General features: G+C 61.2%; 19 protein-coding genes. 9 read left to right on the top strand and 10 right to left on the bottom strand.

All coding sequences use genetic code 11. The annotated features are described in order from the left end of the window. Window positions 1-10: 10 nt before the first annotated feature. The 3 genes from BLX89_RS09165 to BLX89_RS09155 all read right to left on the bottom strand — a co-directional run bounded on the left by BLX89_RS09165 (window position 11) and on the right by BLX89_RS09155 (window position 3,674). Window positions 11-1,567 carry a DUF2235 domain-containing protein gene (locus BLX89_RS09165; RefSeq protein WP_075290332.1) on the bottom strand — a complete coding sequence of 519 codons (1,557 nt, stop codon included), beginning with the start codon at window positions 1,565-1,567 and terminating at the stop codon, window positions 11-13. Between the two features lie 156 nt (window positions 1,568-1,723). After that, a complete protein-coding gene (locus BLX89_RS09160) occupies window positions 1,724-2,173 on the bottom strand; it encodes a DNA polymerase III subunit chi (protein ID WP_075290331.1) in 450 nt (149 codons plus the stop codon). Window positions 2,174-2,180: 7 nt separating this feature from the next. Continuing rightward, window positions 2,181-3,674 carry a leucyl aminopeptidase gene (locus BLX89_RS09155; RefSeq protein ID WP_075290330.1) on the bottom strand — a complete coding sequence of 498 codons (1,494 nt, stop codon included), beginning with the start codon at window positions 3,672-3,674 and terminating at the stop codon, window positions 2,181-2,183. 177 nt (window positions 3,675-3,851) lie between these two features. Here BLX89_RS09155 and BLX89_RS24630 point away from each other — a divergent pair, with 177 nt between their 5' ends. The 8 genes from BLX89_RS24630 (at window position 3,852) to rsmA (ending at window position 12,397) form a co-directional block, all read left to right on the top strand. After that, complete coding sequence (locus tag BLX89_RS24630; RefSeq protein WP_075290329.1) at window positions 3,852-4,088, top strand: ribbon-helix-helix protein, CopG family; 237 nt, start codon at window positions 3,852-3,854, stop codon at window positions 4,086-4,088. Further along, window positions 4,081-4,422, top strand: coding sequence for a type II toxin-antitoxin system PemK/MazF family toxin (locus BLX89_RS24625; protein WP_158025945.1), 342 nt, complete (start codon window positions 4,081-4,083; stop codon window positions 4,420-4,422). The genes BLX89_RS24630 and BLX89_RS24625 overlap by 8 nt, the downstream gene beginning before the upstream one ends. Before the next feature lie 307 nt (window positions 4,423-4,729). Further along, the gene (gene lptF / locus BLX89_RS09140; RefSeq protein ID WP_075290328.1) at window positions 4,730-5,905 is read left to right on the top strand and encodes an LPS export ABC transporter permease LptF; all 1,176 of its coding nucleotides are present in this window, start codon (window positions 4,730-4,732) and stop codon (window positions 5,903-5,905) included. After that, complete coding sequence (gene lptG, locus BLX89_RS09135; protein WP_075290447.1) at window positions 5,905-6,990, top strand: LPS export ABC transporter permease LptG; 1,086 nt, start codon at window positions 5,905-5,907, stop codon at window positions 6,988-6,990. Before lptF ends, lptG begins: the two co-directional genes overlap by 1 nt. Continuing rightward, on the top strand, window positions 6,990-9,332 hold the full coding sequence (locus BLX89_RS09130) for an LPS-assembly protein LptD (protein ID WP_075290327.1): 2,343 nt from the start codon (window positions 6,990-6,992) through the stop codon (window positions 9,330-9,332). The genes lptG and BLX89_RS09130 overlap by 1 nt, the downstream gene beginning before the upstream one ends. Before the next feature lie 243 nt (window positions 9,333-9,575). Then, a complete protein-coding gene (locus tag BLX89_RS09125; RefSeq protein ID WP_075290326.1) occupies window positions 9,576-10,532 on the top strand; it encodes a SurA N-terminal domain-containing protein in 957 nt (318 codons plus the stop codon). A 6-nt stretch (window positions 10,533-10,538) separates the two neighbouring features. After that, window positions 10,539-11,567 carry a 4-hydroxythreonine-4-phosphate dehydrogenase PdxA gene (gene pdxA, locus BLX89_RS09120; protein ID WP_075290325.1) on the top strand — a complete coding sequence of 343 codons (1,029 nt, stop codon included), beginning with the start codon at window positions 10,539-10,541 and terminating at the stop codon, window positions 11,565-11,567. Next, window positions 11,567-12,397, top strand: coding sequence for a 16S rRNA (adenine(1518)-N(6)/adenine(1519)-N(6))-dimethyltransferase RsmA (rsmA, locus tag BLX89_RS09115; RefSeq protein WP_075290324.1), 831 nt, complete (start codon window positions 11,567-11,569; stop codon window positions 12,395-12,397). Before pdxA ends, rsmA begins: the two co-directional genes overlap by 1 nt. A 26-nt stretch (window positions 12,398-12,423) precedes the next feature. Here the strand turns inward: rsmA and gmk are convergent, their stop codons facing one another. The 3 genes from gmk to mltG all read right to left on the bottom strand — a co-directional run bounded on the left by gmk (window position 12,424) and on the right by mltG (window position 15,291). After that, window positions 12,424-13,086, bottom strand: coding sequence for a guanylate kinase (gene gmk, locus BLX89_RS09110; RefSeq protein ID WP_075290323.1), 663 nt, complete (start codon window positions 13,084-13,086; stop codon window positions 12,424-12,426). Window positions 13,087-13,088: 2 nt separating this feature from the next. Further along, window positions 13,089-13,976, bottom strand: a complete 888-nt coding sequence (locus BLX89_RS09105) for a YicC/YloC family endoribonuclease (protein ID WP_075290322.1) — start codon at window positions 13,974-13,976, stop codon at window positions 13,089-13,091. 136 nt (window positions 13,977-14,112) lie between these two features. After that, window positions 14,113-15,291, bottom strand: coding sequence for an endolytic transglycosylase MltG (gene mltG / locus BLX89_RS09100; protein ID WP_075290321.1), 1,179 nt, complete (start codon window positions 15,289-15,291; stop codon window positions 14,113-14,115). Window positions 15,292-15,366: 75 nt separating this feature from the next. Between mltG and BLX89_RS24210 the strand changes: the two genes are divergently transcribed. After that, window positions 15,367-15,588 (top strand): hypothetical protein, encoded by a 222-nt coding sequence (locus BLX89_RS24210; protein ID WP_143523556.1) that lies wholly within the window; start codon window positions 15,367-15,369, stop codon window positions 15,586-15,588. Window positions 15,589-15,596: 8 nt separating this feature from the next. Here BLX89_RS24210 and fabF read toward each other — a convergent pair whose 3' ends face one another. The 4 genes from fabF to fabD all read right to left on the bottom strand — a co-directional run bounded on the left by fabF (window position 15,597) and on the right by fabD (window position 19,419). Further along, window positions 15,597-16,859, bottom strand: coding sequence for a beta-ketoacyl-ACP synthase II (fabF, locus tag BLX89_RS09095; RefSeq protein ID WP_075290320.1), 1,263 nt, complete (start codon window positions 16,857-16,859; stop codon window positions 15,597-15,599). Between the two features lie 218 nt (window positions 16,860-17,077). After that, on the bottom strand, window positions 17,078-17,314 hold the full coding sequence (locus BLX89_RS09090) for an acyl carrier protein (protein WP_056314938.1): 237 nt from the start codon (window positions 17,312-17,314) through the stop codon (window positions 17,078-17,080). A gap of 312 nt (window positions 17,315-17,626) precedes the next feature. Next, on the bottom strand, window positions 17,627-18,364 hold the full coding sequence (gene fabG, locus BLX89_RS09085; RefSeq protein ID WP_075290319.1) for a 3-oxoacyl-[acyl-carrier-protein] reductase: 738 nt from the start codon (window positions 18,362-18,364) through the stop codon (window positions 17,627-17,629). Window positions 18,365-18,471: 107 nt separating this feature from the next. Then, window positions 18,472-19,419, bottom strand: coding sequence for an ACP S-malonyltransferase (gene fabD / locus BLX89_RS09080; RefSeq protein ID WP_075290318.1), 948 nt, complete (start codon window positions 19,417-19,419; stop codon window positions 18,472-18,474). Window positions 19,420-19,472: the final 53 nt, after the last annotated feature.

Here is a 19,472-nt window from a genome sequence, read left to right as displayed (position 1 = left end):
GCTCTTTGGCCTACCGCTTGACCGTCAGCCGCACGCTGCCACGATTGTTGTCATAGGTCTGCCAGGCGTCGTTGGCGAAGGCGTAGAGATAGCCGCTCTTCTTGGGCGTGAACTCCGCCGATTTGCCGATCTTGAAAACCTCGTGCGGTTCATAGCTCAGCCGGTCTTCGGGCTTCATTTCCGGAAGCACGCCGTTGGCGACCATTCCGACCAGCGCGAACCACGGGAAATTCTCGGCGCGTTTGGTATACCAGAAATCGACCTGATGGTTTCCCGTAAGCCGGGAGAACAGCGCCTCACCCTTGCCCCAGATGGACGAGGCAATGTGCACGGCCTCGCCCAACTGGAATTTTCCGTCGTCGGTACCGTCCGGCGAGCAGGCGATGCTGCTATCCATCCATTCGCCTTCGGCCTTGAAGACATAGCGGACTCCCGCCTCCAGAAAGAGGCCCGTGAAATTCCAGCGCTCTCGCGCGAACACGTCCACCGTCTTCTTTTGCCCATCGTCGAGGCGTGTGGTTTTCCAGTAGTCGCCCTGCGACAGCGGCGGCGTGTTGTGACGGTCCAGAGCCGACTTGTGCAGTTCGCCGCTGCCGTCCATAAAAAGCGGCACGTCGCGCGGGCGGGTTTTCAGCGACTTGAAAACGCCGGTGACGGAATCATGCAGGAGCCCGAGGGGATCGATCGAAAGCTGCTGCTCGATGTTCTCCCGGAAATTCAGTTCCAGCGCCCGCGCCTCGTCGATCATCCACAACAATGCGCCATCGGAAAGCGCCGAGCGGCCATAACCGCCGCCGACATCCGCATGCACGCCGGGAAACCAGACCTGCTTCACGGTGTCCTTGCGATCCTCGACATTTGTCCAGAGCGTCGGCGTGAAACTCTGGCGCTTCTCGTCGATGGCAATGGCATGTCGGGCGTTGAGCACGATCCGGTTCAGGTCGGTATCGTGAAAGCTGTGTTTGGCGGGATCATCAAGCAGGTTCAACAGGGCAAGGTCGTCGGGCACGCCGAGCGCGCCCACCGTATCCCAGACGCCGATGAAATGGATGGGCATCGATTGTTTGGTCGCATTACCGGTCGCAACGCCGTGGAACGGCATTTTCGTCGTCGCCTTGACGGCTTTCGCCGCCTTTGCCGGTGTACGATAGTTCTCGAAGAGGGTTTCGATGGCCGCCCAGATGGACTTTTCGCTCATTCCGCCGGCAGTGGCGTTGAGCAGGCCGCAGCGGGCGATCATGCCGCCGAGGCTGCGCACCGTATAAGCCCCGCGGCTGAAACCGAAGAGCCAGATGCTGGCGCCATTCGTATAGTTGCGCGCCAGCCAGTTGTAGGCGCTCATGATGTTCTTATCGAGCCCTTCGCCCATGCCGCCGCCGGCAACGCGATCCCACAAACCGCCGTCGGTTCCGACCCCGGGGTGATAATAGACCCGCTGTTCCTGGCCGTTCTTGTCAACTGCGGCCAGCGCATTGCGCAGCTTCACGACATTCGTCGGCGCAGGCAGCCCGTCCTCCATCTGGTCGGGCGTATTCCAGGTTCCATCGCAGAAGACAACCAGATGCATGGCGACCCCTCCTCTTGCTACAGAGAAGGGTAAATCAACTAAGGGTTGACATCCATGAAAATATTGTCCGGCCCTGCCTCTAACCGGCATCTGGGGCAGCCGGGAGCTTTGCGGGGCTCATTTCTCCACCGCCGCCACCGGACGCTGCGGGTCCGATCAGGCCTTCTTCACCCAGCGGCCGTCTTCGTTCTGCTGCCAATAGGTCAGCGTGTGCCCCTCGCCTTTCAGGCGCTTCCAGTTGGCCCGGGCGGCGTCGAGCTGGGCATTGTCATATCCGTCGAACATGAAGACGACGCGCTCGTAGGTCGCGACATCAGGCGGCGCGGCGCCATCGACCATGAAGCGGACGGTGGCGCCATTGAGATTGTCACCGTCCGTCGTGAGGAGAATGGGCTGCTCCTCGGCAAACGCCATGTCTGGCGTACCGTGGGCCAGAAAGCTGTCGTCACGGTAGAGCCAGAGATGCTGATCGAGCTTGTCGCGACGCTCCTCGTCCACCGTCTGCACGACGACGCGCCAGCCGCGCTCGACGCTACGGTCGAGCAGGGCAGGAAGCGCGTCTTCGAGCTTCGACTCGGTCAGATGGTAGAAGAGGATTTCCGTCACCTTGCTATCAGCCTTCGTAGTTGGCGCGGACCAGCTCGTCGAGCAGTCGCACGCCGAAGCCGGAGGCCCAGGAGCGATTGATCTCGTCGGTCGGCGAGCCCATGGCGGTGCCGGCGATATCGAGATGCGCCCACGGGGTATCCTTGACAAAGCGCTTGAGGAACTGGGCTGCGGTGATCGAACCGCCGTAACGGCCGCCGGTGTTCTTCATGTCGGCGAACTTGCTGTCGATCATCTTGTCGTAGTCCTTGCCGAGCGGCAGGCGCCAGAGGCGCTCCTGCGTGGAAAGGCCGGCAGCGAGAAGCTTCTCCGACAAGTCGTCGTCGTTGGAGAACAGGCCGGCATGATGGCTGCCGAGTGCCACCATAACGGCACCGGTGAGCGTCGCCAGATTGATCATGAACTTCGGCTTGAAACGGTCGTTGCAATACCAGAGCGCGTCCGCCAGCACGAGACGGCCTTCGGCATCCGTATTGATGATCTCGATCGTCTGACCGGACATGGAAGTGACGATATCGCCCGGGCGCTGGGCGTTACCGTCGGGCATGTTTTCGACGAGACCGATGATGCCGATGGCATTGACCTTGGCCTTGCGGGCGGCAAGCACATGCAGGAGGCCCGTGACGGCGGCGGCACCGCCCATGTCGCCCTTCATGTCTTCCATGCCGGCGCCCGGCTTGATCGAGATGCCGCCCGAATCGAAGACGACGCCCTTGCCGATGAAGGCGATGGGCTGGTCCTTGGCCTTGCCGCCGTTCCACTTCATGATCGCCAGGCGCGGCGGTCGGACAGAGCCCTGAGCTACACCGAGCAGTGCGCCCATGCCAAGCTTTTTCATCTCCTTTTCGGTGAGAATTTCGACGTCGACGCCGAGCTTTTCCAGCTCCTTGGCCTTGTCGGCGAACTCCACCGGCCCGAGATCGTTCGGCGGCAGGTTGACGAGATCGCGGGCGAGGAAAACGCCACCGGCGACGGCTTCCGTCACGCTTGCGAGCTTCTTGGCTTCAGCGGCCGCGGCGGTAACGATGGTGACCTTAACCGGCTTCTTCGGCGCCTTTTCCTCGTCGTCGTCCTTCTTCGTCTTGTAGGTGTCAAAGCTGTAGGCGTTCATTTCCATGCCGAGAGCGAAATCAGCGGCGGCCTTGGCCGTGACCTCGACACCGGGCGTATCAAGAAAGATCGTGATGGAGGAATCGGCGTTGCGAACCTTCGCGGCGGCGGCACCGCCGGCCTTAAGCCAATCGTGGGCGGTGATCGAACCCGCCTTGCCGAGACCGAGGACGAGGATGCGATCGGCGGCCGAACCGTGCGGCGCGACGATATCGAGCAGGGCCAGCGACTTGCCGGTGAACTTGCCGATTCGCATCGCGTTTTCGAGTATACCGGCGGGGTCCGCAACGGCCGCACCGGCAACCGCGCCATCAATGGCCTTTGCCAGAATCGCGACGCCGCCAGAGACGGCCGCGGACTTCGAAAAACCGATATCGAACTTGAAGGACATGAAACAACTCCGGGGATATTGGGCTTGGGTTAAACGCAAGCGGATTGCGAACTGTTGTAGTTCGTGGCCGGCAGCTTGCAAGCCGCAGATTCCATCATGCTCATTCCCGCACAGCGAAATCCGACCTTGTAACAGGCAAGGGTGACTGTAATATATTTTGTAATACAGGAGGCACGCATGACAACACTCATGAGTTTCCGGGTCGATGACGACCTCAAGAAGAGCTTTACGAAGGCTGCTATCAGCAAGCAACAGTCACAGAGCGACGCCATACGCGAAGCTCTGTTGCTCTACATCAAGCGCGTACGCAACGAAGAGCTTCAGGCCGCGGCTGTTCGCATCCGTGGCAACCGAGGCGACGAGGAAGACGCACTGCACCTCATTGATATCCATCAGGCCGGGGCCGATGATTGAGCGCGGCGCGATCTACCGCTTGCGGGAAAAGGGCGACTACACAGGCAAGGCTCGGCCGGTTGTCGTCATGCAGAACCCGAACGTTCAACTGGACAGCGTGATCGTGGTTCTGATGACATCAAACGACAGTCAGGGCGAGCCCATCCGGATCGCGGTCGATCCGACACCCGAAAACGGGCTGGAGAAACGCTCATATGTAATGTGTGACAAGGTTGCGGCCATTCGCGCGGAAAACCTCGTAGAACCGCCGGTCGGCACCCTTCCCGCCGAAACGCTCAAGCAGATACAGGATACGATTTACGATCTGATCGATGAGGGCGTATCTCCGAATTGAAACCGCGGCGCAGCGAACGGATTCGAATGCGGTTCGGCTTTTCTCGTGTGGCCGAATTGTATCTTTCATAAGAATTTTACGGTTTCAGATTATACTTTAAAATCAAGGCTTACCGCGGGTTGTTGACCCTCTGCGCAGCGCAGTGCTAATAGCCGTTTAGATATGCCGCACGTCCGCGTTTGTTTATGGCCTTATTGTCGTGGAAATTTGCAGATGTACAACGTGACAGCAAGCATATCGGTACCGGCCCGAAAGGTGCGCCGGCAGCGGACGTCCGGGCGCCTGTAAGCGCCGGCAAAGGCCTGAGATGAAACTGATCGAGCGCTATATACTGCGGCGGGCAACGGGCATGTTCCTCGCGACGCTCCTGCCGCTCCTGGCGATCGTCTGGGTGACGCAGGCGCTTGCGAGCGTCAATCTGGTGACCGATACCGGGCAATCGATTCTGGCCTTCCTCAAGCTGGCAACCCTGATCCTTCCTTCGATCGTGCCCCTCATCCTGCCGTTTGCGCTGGTCATCGGCGTGGCGCAGGTGCTGACGGCGATGAACAGCGATTCGGAACTGACGGTGCTGAACGCCGCCGGAAGCTCCCGCATGACGATCATTCGCCCGGTGCTCTATCTCGGCATAGCGCTCAGTGTTCTGTCGTTTGCCGTCGACAATTTCGTCGAGCCCTACTCCCGCGTGGCCGTGCGAAAGATGATCGCGACGGCCCACGCGGACCTGCTTTCTTCCGTCGTGCAGGAAAACACCTTTCGCAAGATCGCCGACGGCCTTTACGTGCAGGTCGCCTCACGGCGCAGCGGCGGCGTGCTGGGTGGTATCTTCGTGGCCGACACCCGAAGCCCCGCAGCCGAACTCATCTATTATGCGCGCGAGGGCGCGGTGGACGAAAACAGCTCCGCTCTGGTGATGAAGGACGGCGAGGTGCATCGCAAGCTGCCGGATGGCGGTGTCTCGATCATCAAGTTCGATTCCTATGCCTTCGACCTGACCGACATGACGCGCATGGCCAGTCAAGCCAATATCCGCGCCAAGGATCGTGACCTTCCCTATCTCTTCCATCCCGATCCGGAAGACGAGGTCTACAAGAAATCCCCGATGACCTTTACCGCCGAACTGCATCGCCGGTTGACGGAATGGACTTTCCCTCTGTTGTTCGCACTCGTCGCCCTGGTCTTTTCCAGCGATGCGCGCTCGCACCGCGAAGCCCGCCTGCATCCGATGGTGGCGGCGCTCCTCACCTGCCTCTTCATCCGCTGGGCAACCTTCTATGCCGGCAACAGCGCCGAGGAATCCTGGGCCTTCGTGCCCGTCATGTACCTTATACCGCTGATTTCCGGTTATCTCGCCATCCGGCAACTGTTCGGGAACCGTCGGCTTGAGATACCGGTGACCTGGGAGAAGATCGCCAAGGACACCATGGCGCGAACGGGGATGTTCAAGTCCGCAGCGCCGACGGATGGAGGATCGACGTCTTGATCCTGTTTTCCACGCTCGGACGCTATTTCTTCAAGCGGTATGCGATCACGACCTTCTGGTTCCTCACCGGCATTTTCGCTCTGATCTTCATCATCGACTTCAGCGAAGTCTCCAACCGCATGGCGCAGTTGCCGCGCTACTCGATCAACGGCGCATTGCTGATGACGGCGTTGCGCATCCCGATGATTCTTCAGCAGACTGTTCCCTTCGTCGCGCTTTTTGCCGGCATGGCGTCGCTGATCTCCCTCAACCGACGATACGAGCTGGTTGTGACGCGGGCTGCCGGCATATCCGTCTGGCAGTTCCTGCAGCCCTTCGTGTTCGGCGCGTTTCTCTTCGGCGCGCTGGCCGTCGCCATCCTCAATCCGATCGCGTCGTGGGGATCGAGCCAGGCGGAAGCGCTCGAAGCGTCCTGGGGGAGCAGCTCTTCGACGCGCTCCAGCCTCTCGATTCCGTGGCTGCGCCAAATCTACAACAAGGACGATACGATCATCGGCGCGCGCTCGGTCCAGGACGAGGGAAAGACGCTCGTCGGGGTCACTGTGATCCACTTTGATCCACAGGGCGCGATCGTCTCGCGGCAGGATGCCGAGAGCGCAAAGCTCGAAGATGGTTACTGGCTTCTTAACAAGGTGACGGAAACGCGCAACGGAGAGTTGCCGCGCAGTCTCGAAACGGCACAACTGCCCACCAACCTGAAGGCCGAATTCATCCAGGAAACGCTGACGAAGCCTGATTCTATTCAGTTTTTCGACCTCCTTCACAAGATCGAAGTCGCGAAATCCTTCGGCTTCCCGACCGACGGGATGAAAACGCAATTCCACACCATGCTGGCTTTGCCTCTCCTTCTCGTTGCAATGACGCTGATTGCTGCAAGCGTCTCTTTAAAATTTAGCCGGTTTAACCAATCCCGCTCGGTGATTCTCGGTGGCATCCTTTCGGGCTTCGTGCTTTATGTCGTCACCGTGCTTGTGAAAGCATTCGGGAGTAGCGGTATCGTTCCTCCCTTCGTTGCAGCCTGGCTGCCAGTCGTCGTGGCGATGGCATTGGGGGCAACGATTCTATTGCATGAGGAAGATGGCTAGTGGCGGCAGGCAACCGCAAACATAACAGGCTGCTAACGGCCATTCTGCTTTCCGGTGTTGCGTTTTCGGCAATGATCCCCGGCATGATTGCGCCCGCATGGGCGCAATCCACGGATATTGATTCGCTGCAGCCCTCCCTGCCCGAAGACGCCAAGATGCTGCTTTCGGCCAACGAGATGGTCTACAACCGCGATACCGAGCGCGTGATCGTGCGTGGCGCTGTTCAGATCAATTACGGCGGCTACCAGATGGTGGCCCAGCAGGTCGAATACAGCCAGAGCACCGGCCGAATCGTCGCGACCGGCGAAATCGAGCTGATCGAGCCCGGCGGCAACAAGGTCTATGCCGACCGCATGGACGTGACCGACGATTTCGGCAACGGTTTCGTCGAGGCCATGCGCATCGAAACGACGGACCTGACCAAGCTTGCGGCCGTCAATGGCGAGCGTGTTAACGGCGAGGAGATCATCCTCAACAATGCTGTCTACACCGCCTGCACGCCCTGCGCGACCAATCCGAATCATCGATCGCTCTGGAACATCAAGGCCCAGCGAATCATCCAGAACGGCAAGACGCGTACCGTTCGCCTCGAAAATGCGAAGTTCGAACTGTTCGGCAAGCCGATCATTTTCCTGCCGGTGCTGGAGCTTCCCGACCATACGGTGAAGCGCAAGAGCGGCTTCCTCTTCCCGCAATTCAAATATACCCAGAAGCTCGGCGCCGGCGTCAGCGTTCCCTATTACTGGGCGATCTCGCCCTATATGGACGCGACCGTGACGGCGACCGGGCTTACCCGCCAGGGTTTCCTGCTGGAAGGAGAATTCCGGCAGAGCTTCGAAAGCGGCGAGCATGTGCTGCGCATGGCCGGCATCAGCCAGATGGACAGCTCCGCCTTTACCGACGACACCGTCGACGCGCAGGAAACCACGCGCGGCATGATCGCCTCCCGTGCCAAGTTCGAGATCAATCCGCGCTGGACCTTCGGTTGGGACGTGCTGGTCCAGAGCGACAACAACTTCGCCAAGACCTATGAGCTTTCGACCTTCGACGGGCGCACGCTGACAAACCAGGTTTATCTGACCGGCCTCGGCAAGCGTAACTATTTCGATGCCCGCGCCTTCTACTTCGACATTCAGGACGCCGATCCGGAAAGCGTTGCCGAGAACAAGCAGCCGGTCGCCCAGGTTCTCGACTATTCCTACACGTCCGAAGACCCGGTCGCCGGTGGCGAGCTCAACATCGACGTCAACCTGACCAACATTCACCGCAACCGCGAGGATCGCTACACCGTGCTCGGTGTCAACCGCTTCCCCGGGCTTAGCGGCACGTCCCATCGCCTGACGGCAGAGGCCGAATGGCAGCGCACCTTCATCACGCCGGGCGGGCTGTCGCTGACGCCGTTGCTGGCGGCGCGCGGCGACATCCTCGGGCTGACCATGGACGATCCGGGCGCTGCCTATAGCGGCTCCTACTATAACGATGACGCCGCCACCCGCTCCATGCTGACGGCTGGGCTTGAAGCACGCTATCCGATCCTGATGGCGACCGAGAACAGCAGCCACATCTTCGAGCCGATCGCTCAGGTCTATGTCCGCCCGGACGAAGACTATGCCGGGGCGCTGCCCAACGAAGACGCGCAGAGCTTCGTTTTCGACGCGACGTCCCTGTTCGATCGTGACAAGTTCTCCGGATACGACCGGATCGAGGGCGGCAGCCGTGCCAATCTCGGCTTCCGCTATACCGGCTCGCTTGGCAATGGTTACGCCGTACGCGCCATCGCCGGTCAGTCGTTCCACCTCGGCGGGCTGAACTCGTTCGCAACGGACGACCTCGTGAAGGCGGGTTCGGATTCGGGCCTCGAAACGGATCGCTCCGATTATGTCTCGATGATCGGCATCGATGCCCCCTCCGGCCTTACGGCGAGCCTCAGCGGCCGGTTCGACGAGCGCACGCTGGACCTTCGCCGCGCCGACACGACGCTCGGCTATGAGGGCATTCGCTGGCAGACCGCCCTCACCTATACCCGCATCGAAGCCCAGCCCACCTATGGCTCGCGGTTCGATCAGGATGAAATCCAGACGGCAGCGGCCTACCGTTTCCACGACTATTGGTCGGTGTTTGGATCCGTCACCTATGACATCAACGACGAGGTCATTACCCGCGACGGATTGGGCATAACCTACGACGACCAGGACACGCTCTTCTCGCTCGTCTATCAGCGCGAGCGGGACGACGAGGACTCGGTGGCCAACGACTGGTCCATCGGTGCGCGGATCAGCTTCCGTACGCTTGGCGACATCAATGTCGGCGACACCACCTTTGACGGTCTCGATGCACGATAGCCGGTCGGCTACGCTCGATTTTCCCATTAAATTGCCCTGTTGCCGTAAAACGGCCGGATTGAACTGCGATCCGGCCCTTTGTGGCCATGGGCGGGCCTTGTCATACCACGGCGGCACCATTATGGATTTTCCCGGACAGTCGATGATGCCGCGGGATGGAGCCGGCGTCGTGGTTGCGTGACAACCGGTCGAGACCGGAAGCTGACCGCCCGGATGCAGGCAGGGCTTAGAAAAGGACATGACATGGGTGGAACATTCTCGATGAAGCGGGTCGCCAGGGCGGCGCTGGTCGCAGGCTTGCTGGCAGGCTCCATGATGTCGGCGACGGCTCCCGCAGCCCAGGCCGCAAGCTCGGTCGCGGTCATCGTCAACAATGCCCCGATCACATCGGGCGACATCGCCAAGCGTGTCGCGTTCATGCGCCTGCAAAAGCAGGGCGGCGGAGCGGCGGAAGCCAAGAAGCAGCTGATCGACGAAGCCCTGAAGCGCGAGGAAATCGCGCGGCTGCGCGTGTCCGTGAGCATGAGCGACGTCGATGCGGCCGTGGGGCGGTTCGCTGCCGGCAACAAGCTGAGCGTCGAGCAGCTGTCGCAGATCCTCGATCGGTCCGGCGTGACGCTGGATCACTTCAAGCAGTATGTTGCCATCTCCATGAGCTGGCCGCGCGCGGTCAATCTGCGTTACGGCAGCAGAGGCAACGGCCGCCTTTCCAATGAGGAACTGGTTCGCCGCATGCAGGAGAACGGCGGGCAGAAGCCGGTCACGACCGAATACTTCCTGCAGCAGGTGATCTTCGTCGTACCCGCCTCGAAGCGCAACGCGATCATCGGCAAGCGTCAGGCCGAGGCGAATGCCTCCCGCGCAAACTTTCCGGGCTGCGAGCAGGCCAAGGCCTTTGCTGCCACCATGCGCGACGTTTCCATCCGCAGCCTCGGCCGCATGATGATCCAGGAAATTCCGGATGACTGGAAGACGCTCGTGGAAAAGGCCGGCGACGGCAACACGACCGGCACCCGCGTTACCGAGAAGGGCGTGGAATATCTCGCGATCTGCAAGAAGCGCCAGGTGAACGACGATCTGGCCGCCGAAGTCGTCTTCCGCGCCGAAGACCTCGGCAAGAAGCAGCAGGAAGGCGAAGATTCCAACAGCAAGAAATATATGGACGAACTGCGCTCCAAGGCACAGATCCTCGACAAGTAAGCTTTCATGACGAAGCACGATCCGGCGCCCCTGGCGCTTTCCATGGGCGATCCGGCCGGTATCGGGCTTGATATCAGCCTTGACGTTTGGCTGAGGCGGCGTGAATGGAAGACGCCGCCTTTTGTGCTGATCGGCGATCCCCGGGCGCTTCGCGAACGTGCGCGGCTCCTGGGTCATGATGTTGCAATCAGGGAAGCATCTGCCGCCGACGCCAACTCCATTTTTTCCGAGGCCCTGCCGGTATTTCCCGTAAACTGCGCGGCACCCGTTATCGTCGGCCAGCCGGACAGCGCCAATGCCGGCGCGATCATCGGCGCGATCGAAGAGGCCGTGCGGCTGACAATGGCCGGAGACACGGCCGCCGTCGTCACCTGCCCGATTGCCAAATCCGTTCTTTACGATGCCGGTTTCGCATTTCCCGGACACACGGAGTTCCTCGCCGATCTCGGCCAGAAGGCGACCGGCGAGAGCCTTTTGCCTGTGATGATGCTGGCAGGTCCGAAGTTGAAGGCTGTGCCGGTCACCATCCATATTCCCTTGAAGGATGTTCCGTCCGAACTGACGTCCGATCTGATCTACCGGACCTGCGCCGTGACCATAGCCGACCTGAAGGCCCGGTTCGGGCTCTCGCGGCCGCGGCTTGCTGTTGCCGGTCTAAACCCGCATGCCGGCGAAGGTGGCGCCCTGGGGCTCGAAGACGACGCGATCATCCGCCCGGTTGTCGAGCGGCTGATCAGCGAAGGCAACGCGGTGACCGGCCCGCTGCCCGCCGACACCATGTTCCATGACCGGGCGCGGGCGACCTACGATGTGGCGATCTGCATGTATCACGATCAGGCGCTGATCCCGGCCAAGGCGCTCGGCTTCGACGACAGCGTCAACGCGACGCTCGGCCTGCCCTTCATTCGAACCTCGCCTGACCACGGCACCGCCTTTTCTCTCGCCGGCCGGGGCGTTGCCCGCGCCGACAGCCTGATGGCGGCGCTTCGCATGGCGCGCGAGCTTGCGGACAATGCTGAAAGGACCAATGGCTGATGGCTGCGATTGACGGGCTTCCGCCGCTCAGGGACGTGATCTCCCGCCATGGGCTCGATGCCAAAAAGGCGCTGGGACAGAACTTTCTGCTCGACCTCAATCTCACCCAGAAAATCGCGCGCACCGCCGGTTCGCTGGAAGGCGTGACGGTGATCGAGGTCGGTCCCGGTCCCGGCGGCCTCACACGCGCTATCCTGCCGCTTGGGGCAAAGAAGGTCATCGCCATCGAGCGCGACAGCCGCTGCCTGCCGGCGCTGGCCGAAATTTCCGATCACTATCCGGGTCGTCTGGACGTTATCGAGGGCGACGCGCTGAGGGTCGATTTCGAGACGCTGGTCACCGACGGCAGCCCGGTCAAGATTATCGCCAACCTGCCCTACAATGTCGGCACACAATTGCTGGTCAACTGGCTGCTTACGAAAAACTGGCCACCCTTCTACCAGTCGCTGACGCTGATGTTCCAGCGCGAAGTGGGCCTGCGCATCGTCGCCGAAGAGGATGACGATCACTACGGGCGCCTCGGTGCGCTCTGCGGCTGGCGCACCCATGCGCGCATGGCCTTCGACGTGCCGCCGCAGGCCTTTACGCCACCGCCGAAGGTGACGTCCTCCGTCGTGCATCTGGAGCCGCGGGAAAACCCGATCCCCTGCCGCGTGGAAGCGCTGGAGCGCGTCACCCAAGCCGCCTTCGGACAGAGACGCAAGATGCTGCGGCAGAGCGTGAAATCGCTGGGGGGCGAAACGCTGCTGGCAAAGGCAGAGATCGACCCGCAACGGCGGGCCGAGACACTGTCCGTCGAAGAGTTTTGCCGGCTGGCGAATTGCCTTTAGGCGGAGTAGCCGCGCCTTGAAAAACCTCAGAACGGGTTTTCCGTCAGCAGTCCGTTGACGAAATCGAACAGGCCGGGGCGACGATCGCGGCGAAGGCGTTCGGCTTCGACAATAGCGCGGACCGAGGCGAAGGCGCTGTCCAGATCCTCATTGACGACGATGTAGTCGTATTCCAGCCAGTGTTCGATCTCGGAGCGGGAGTTGGCGAGTCGGGTGGCGATCACCTCTTCCGTATCTTCCGCGCGGCGATGCAGGCGCGATTGCAGTTCGGCCATGGTCGGCGGCAGGATGAAGATCGAGACGACATCGCCGGCCATCTTTTCCTGCAACTGCTGGGCGCCCTGCCAGTCGATATCGAACAGCATGTCGCGGCCTTCGGCCATCGCCTGCTCAACGGCATCGCGCGGGGTGCCGTAGAAATTGCCGTGGACCTCGGCCCATTCCAGCAGGGCATCTGCCTTGCGCAGACCTTCGAACTCGCGGATCGACTTGAAGAAGTAATGACGCCCCTCGATTTCGCTCGGGCGGCGCTGGCGGGTGGTGACGCTCACGGAAATGCTCATCTGCGGATCGGCTTCCAGCAGATTGCGGGCGATGGTCGACTTGCCTGCGCCTGACGGCGAGGAAATCACCAGCATGAGGCCGCGGCGCGGGATATTGATGGTCGAAGGGCGGCTGGCGGGGCTCATGGTCACTCCAGATTCTGGACCTGTTCACGGAACTGGTCGATGACGACCTTCAGCTCAATGCCGGCCGCCGTGACGGAGGCCGCATTGGACTTCGAACAGATCGTATTCGATTCGCGGTTAAATTCCTGGGAAAGGAAATCGAGTTTTCGCCCGACCGGACCGCCTTTTTCAAGCAGATCGCGGGCTGCCGCCACATGCGCATGCAGACGATCGATCTCCTCGCGGATATCGGCCTTGGCGGCCAGAACCGCGACTTCGGCATAGAGCCGGTCGCGATCGAGCGTCGCGGCGCCATCCATCAGCAACGACAACTGCTGGGAAAGACGGGCCGCAATCGTTTCGGGACTGCGCGACGGGTCTGCCTCGATGGTGTAGGCAAGCTCTTCGATGCGCGCGATCTGGCCCAGGAGGACGTGATGCAGCGCCGCACCTTCGGTTTCACGCATCATCATGATGTCGTGGAGAGCAAGCCGCAGCCCGGCCATGATATCGGCGTCACGGGCGGCTTTCTCGCCCTCCTTCTCCTCCGGCTCGCGGAATTCGACGATGCCGCGTACGCCGAGCAGCGTATCCAGCCGCAGGGGCGCCGGATCGATCATGCCGGCCAGCTGCTCGCGAAGGGACAGCACGGCGGCCAGCGCATTCTGGTTGACGACCGTTTCGACGCCGATTTCACTGGCACTGATCGACAGGCCGATCTGCATGTTACCGCGGGAAAACATCTCGCCCGCGAGCTTGCGCACGTCCGCCTCAATGGCCTCCGCGCCCGTCGGCAGACGCAGGCGCAGGTCGAGCCCCTTACCGTTGACGGAACGCAGTTCCCAGGCCCAGCGGTAGCGCCCGGATGAGCCTTCGCGTCGGGCGAACCCGGTCATGGATTGCAATGGCATGATTATCCTCCGGCGGCCGAGGGTCTGTGAAGGCACGCGAACGGCAGCTGTTGGCCAAAATGTTTACGGCCCCGGCGCCATCTCCCGCAAGGGATAAGCACGCCGGGGCCGCATGATCCACAGTTGCCGCTCGGGATTACTCCTGAACCGGCGTTTCTTCGCTCGCTTTCGCCGCTGCAGCCGCCTTTTCAGCCTCTATCTTGCGCCAGCGCCGGACATTGGCATTGTGCTCGTCCAGCGTCGTCGCGAAGACGTGACCACCGGTACCGTCCGCGACAAAATAGAGGTCGTTAGTGCGCGAGGGATTGGCAACCGCCTCGAGCGCCGCCCGGCCGGGATTGGCGATTGGCGTTGGGGGCAGGCCCTTGATCAGGTACGTGTTGTAAGGCGTCTGCTTCTCGAGGTCCGACTTCAAGATCGGCCGGTCGGCCGGTTTGCCCTCGCCGCCGAAGATGCCGTAGATGATCGTCGGATCGGACTGGAGCCGCATGCCCTTGTCGAGGCGATTGAGGAAGACCGAGGCGACGCGCGAGCGCTCGTCGGCGATGCCGGTTTCCTTCTCGACGATGGAGGCGAGCGTCACGAACTCCTCACGGGTAGCGATCGGCAGGTCGTCGTCACGACGTTCCCATATCTGATCGACCAGCGATTTCTGGGCGGCCAACATCTGGGCAACGATTTCTCCACGCTTGGTGCCGCGAGAAAATTTATAGGTATCCGGGCGCAGCGACCCTTCGGCAGGAAGCTCCTGCGGCAGATCGCCCTCCAGAACCGGATCGTTGCGCAGGCGGTCGAACATCTGCTTGACGGTCAGACCTTCCGGCAGGGAAACGGAATAAAGGATGGACTTGCCCGACTTCAGGAGTTGCATGATCTCCTGCATCGAGGAGCCCGCCTTGATCTCGTATTCGCCGGCCTTCAGCGTATCGTCATCGAGATAGGCTTCAGACATGAACCTGAACACGCGGCCGTCGGTCACGATGCTGTTGCGCTCGAGGCTGGAGGCGATCTCCTGGATGCCCGCGCCGTTGCGAACGATAAAATTTGTGTTCGAGGTCAGCGGGCCTTTGGCCTCATAAGCCGTCATCGCGTAATAGACGGTGCCGGCGGCAGCAATCGTGATGAAGACGATCAGCGTCATCAGGAAGTTCAGGAAGATAACGACCTGACTGCGCGCCTTGCGCGACCGCTTGGGCGGCTGCGGCACCTTTTCCGGGCGCAGGGCTTCATTTGCCGACTTCGGGATAATCGGTCCCTTGCTGCCGGTTTCGTTGCGGCCGAAAGGCTGAGAGCCGTTTTCGTTTGTGTCGTTCACGATCTTCCTGAATCCGGTGTTCGCAACATTCCAGTGTCTCGATTTTCCGACGCGAACTCCGGAGGAGAGCCAGAAATGAGCAAAAGTTCATGCATGGTCGCTGAGGAAGACGGGCCGTTTATCACGACTGAACGCATTCTTGATGAAGCGCACACTCCTCCGACCATCCGCATTGCACGTTTGAGCCGAGCAATGCGGCAAAAACAGGATAGTTTTCAAATTATCCGAACGCCGCGATGCCGCAGCCCATCCGTTCCGTCCGGCATCCGGGAGACGATGCCGGAGGATTGCTCGTAAACGACGGTTCAGGCCGTATAGCGCTTCAAGACCAGCGAAGCATTGGTGCCGCCGAAACCAAAGGAATTGGAGAGTGCGACGTTGACCTCGCGCTTGCGCGCCTTGTGCGGAACCAGATCAATCTTGGTCTCAACCGAAGGCTCGTCAAGGTTCAGGGTCGGCGGCACGATGTTGTCGCGGATGGCCAGCGCGCAGAAGATCGCCTCGACAGCGCCGGCCGCACCCAGCAGATGGCCGATGGCCGACTTGGTGGACGACATCGAAATCTTGGAAGCGGCATCGCCGACGACACGTTCGACTGCGCCGAGCTCGATCGTGTCGGCCATGGTCGAGGTGCCGTGTGCGTTGATGTAGTCGATCTCGGAGGGATCGAGGCCCGCGCGCTTCAGCGCCATCTTCATGCAGCGATAGGCGCCGTCGCCGTCTTCGGAAGGCGCGGTGATGTGATGCGCATCGCCCGAAAGACCGTAGCCGACGACTTCGGCATAAATCTTGGCGCCGCGAGCCAGAGCATGGTCCAGCTCTTCGAGAACCACGATACCGGCGCCCTCGCCCATGACGAAGCCGTCGCGGTTGACGTCATAGGGGCGCGAGGCCTTGGTCGGCTCGTCGTTGTGCTGGGTGGAAAGCGCCTTGCAGGCGGCAAAGCCGGCAAGCGCGATCCGCGAGATCGGGGATTCGGTGCCACCGGCCACCATCACATCGGCATCGCCGAGCGCGATCAGCCGGGCCGCATCGCCGATGGCGTGCGCGCCGGTCGAACAGGCCGTCACGACGGAATGGTTCGGGCCGCGCAGCTTGTGGCGGATCGAAACCTGACCGGAAGCGAGGTTGATCAGGCGGCCGGGAATGAAAAAGGGAGATACGCGGCGCGGGCCCTTGTCACGCAGCGTATAGCCGCCTTCGACAATGCCTTCCAGACCACCGATGCCGGAACCGATGAGAACGCCGGTCGCAATCTGGTCGTCGTCGCTCTCAGGATGCCAGCCGGCATCGTCAAGCGCCATATCGGCCGCTGCCATCGCGTAAACGATAAAGGCGTCAACCTTGCGCTGTTCCTTCTGCTCCATCCAGTCATCTGGATTGAATGTGCCGTTGGAGCCATCGCCGGTTGGAATGCGGCAGGCAATCTTGGCGGGAAGGTCTTCGACCTCGAATTCCGTAACCTTGCGAGCTGCGTTTTCGCCAGCCAGCAAACGGGACCAGCTCACCTCGGTTCCACACCCCAAGGGAGATACCATGCCGGTACCGGTAATAACGACCCGTCTCATAACCCGTGATCCACCCTGCCTGTTACCCCAGAACCGGACCGGACCTTGCTATGAAAACCGGACCTGAACATCCATGCCTGGAAACGCCTATCGGGCGGTCTTGACGGAAGCCGAGAGGCCTCCCAACCGCCCCTTGAGCACCCCGTAGAGGAATGCGTGCCCTGCAGTCAGCGAGGGCTACCGGCGGGCCGCAGAGCGCCCCGCCTTGAAAACCGAGATCAGGCCTGTGCCTTCTCGATGAACTTGACAGCGTCGCCGACGGTCAGGATCGAGTCGGCCGCATCGTCCGGGATCTCGACGCCGAATTCTTCTTCGAACGCCATGACCAGTTCGACCGTGTCGAGCGAGTCAGCACCGAGGTCGTCGATGAAGCTTGCGCCTTCGGTAACCTTTTCGGCATCAACGCCAAGATGATCGATAACAATTTTCTTCACGCGTTCTGCGGTGTCGCTCATGTCGGATTCCTCGACCTTTGTTTCTCTCCAGCGCCGTTCTGGCGCCGGTATCTCTATAACGCCTGATAGACCAACACGATCCACCGGGCAATCCTTGCAACCGGAAGAGCGGCTGCACGCGGCCAAGAGCCTGCATATGCCTTTGCTTCTTCCGATGGACTGCGCACAGTCATGGCCCGATTAACACGGTTTAACTTCTGCGCAAAGCCTGAAAATCACCGACAACGGCTTGGTCAACATGCAATTTCCGGCTTTTTTGATGCTCTTTTCCGCCTGCCGGGAACGGACCTCGGCAAGCGGCCAGAAGCCGGATCAGATCATCGCCATGCCGCCGTTGACGTGGATCGTCTGTCCGGTGACGTAGCCGGCCTCGTTGGAAGAGAGATATGCGACGGCTGAAGCCACTTCGGCAGACGTTCCCATGCGCTTCATCGGGATCGCTCCCATGATCGCATCCTTCTGCTTGTCGTTGAGCTTGCCGGTCATGGCGCTCTCGATGAAGCCCGGAGCGACGCAGTTCACGGTGACGTTGCGGGTGGCGATTTCCTGGGCGAGCGACTTCGAAAAGCCGATCATGCCGGCCTTGGAGGCGCAGTAGTTGGCCTGCCCCGGATTGCCGGTGACGCCGACGACCGACGTAATATTGATGATGCGGCCATGGCGGCGGCGCATCATCGGATGGGTCAGTTCGCGCGTCAGGCGGAAGACGGACGTCAGGTTCACTTCGATGACCGCATCCCAGTCTTCATCGCTCATGCGCACGAACAGGCCATCCTTGGTGATGCCGGCATTGTTGACGAGGATATCGACACCACCGAGATCGGCTTCGGCCTTTTCGCCGAGCGCCTTGACGGCCGCGCGGTCGGCGAGATTGGCCGGAAACAGGTGAACGCGCTCGCCAAGCGAATTGGCAAGTTCTTCAAGCTTCTCGACGCGGGTGCCGTGCAGGCCAACGATCGCGCCCTGAGCGTGGAGGATACGGGCGATTTCCTCGCCAATGCCGCCGGAAGCGCCGGTGACGAGTGCCTTGCGGCCGGAAAGATCGAACATGGGAGGGTCCTCTGTTTAAGAGCGAGTGTTTTTAGCGAATAGCGAGTGGGGAGTAGCGAATAGGGGAAGAGCAGCGCGCAATTCAACTATTCGCCATTCGCTATTCCCTATTCGCCGCGAAGAGCGGCCAGCGCCGCCTCTATATCGGCGGGCGTGTTGACGGCAACGCCGGTCACAGACTTGTCGATGCGACGGGCAAGGCCGGTCAGCACTTTGCCGGAACCGACTTCATAAAGCGTAGTGACGCCGTTGGCGCCGAACCACTCGACGGTTTCGCGCCAGCGCACCTGGCCGGTGACCTGCTCGACGAGAAGGCCCGTGATGGTCGCCGCATCGGTGACCGGCGCGGCGCGCACATTGGCAATCAGCGGCACGACAGGATCGGATGCCTTCACCTCGGCGAGTGCGACCCGCATGGCGTCCGCAGCCGGCGCCATCAGGCTCGAATGGAAGGGTGCAGAGACCGGAAGCAGGATGGCGCGCTTTGCGCCCTTCTCGGTCGCAAGTGCGGCTGCCTTCTCAACGGCTTCCTTTTCGCCGGAGATGACAAGCTGGCCGCCGCCATTGTCGTTGGCGATCTGACAGGCGCCAAGCGCGGCGGCTTGCGCACATACGGCTTCGACATCGCCATGCTCAAGACCGATGATCGCGGCCATCGCGCCTTTGCCGACCGGAACGGCCGCCTGCATGGCATTGCCCCGGATACGCAGGAGACGAGCGGTATCAGCAAGAGAGAAGGTGCCGGCCGCACAGAGTGCAGAGTATTCGCCGAGCGAGTGGCCAGCGACGTAGGAAACCCTGGACTTCAGGTCGAGACCGCCCTTTTCGAGAACACGCAAGGCCGCGATGGAAACGGCCATCAGCGCTGGCTGGGCGTTTGCGGTGAGCGTCAGCGTTTCTTCCGGACCGTTCCACATGACATCCGAAAGCTTCTGACCAAGCGCGTCATCGACCTCGGCAAAAACGGCGGCAGCTTCAGGAAAAGCTTCGGCCAGTTCCTTGCCCATGCCGACAGCCTGACTACCCTGACCGGGAAATGTAAATGCAACGCTCATGGGACGATCCTTCCCTGGTTTTTACCTCTCCATTCACATTCCGTCGCCGCGAG

The sequence above is a fragment of the Pararhizobium arenae genome (assembly GCF_001931685.1).
GTDB lineage: Bacteria > Pseudomonadota > Alphaproteobacteria > Rhizobiales > Rhizobiaceae > Pararhizobium > Pararhizobium arenae.
The sequence above is the reverse complement of the archived record's forward strand: the minus strand, read 5'-3'. Positions and strand labels throughout refer to the sequence as shown.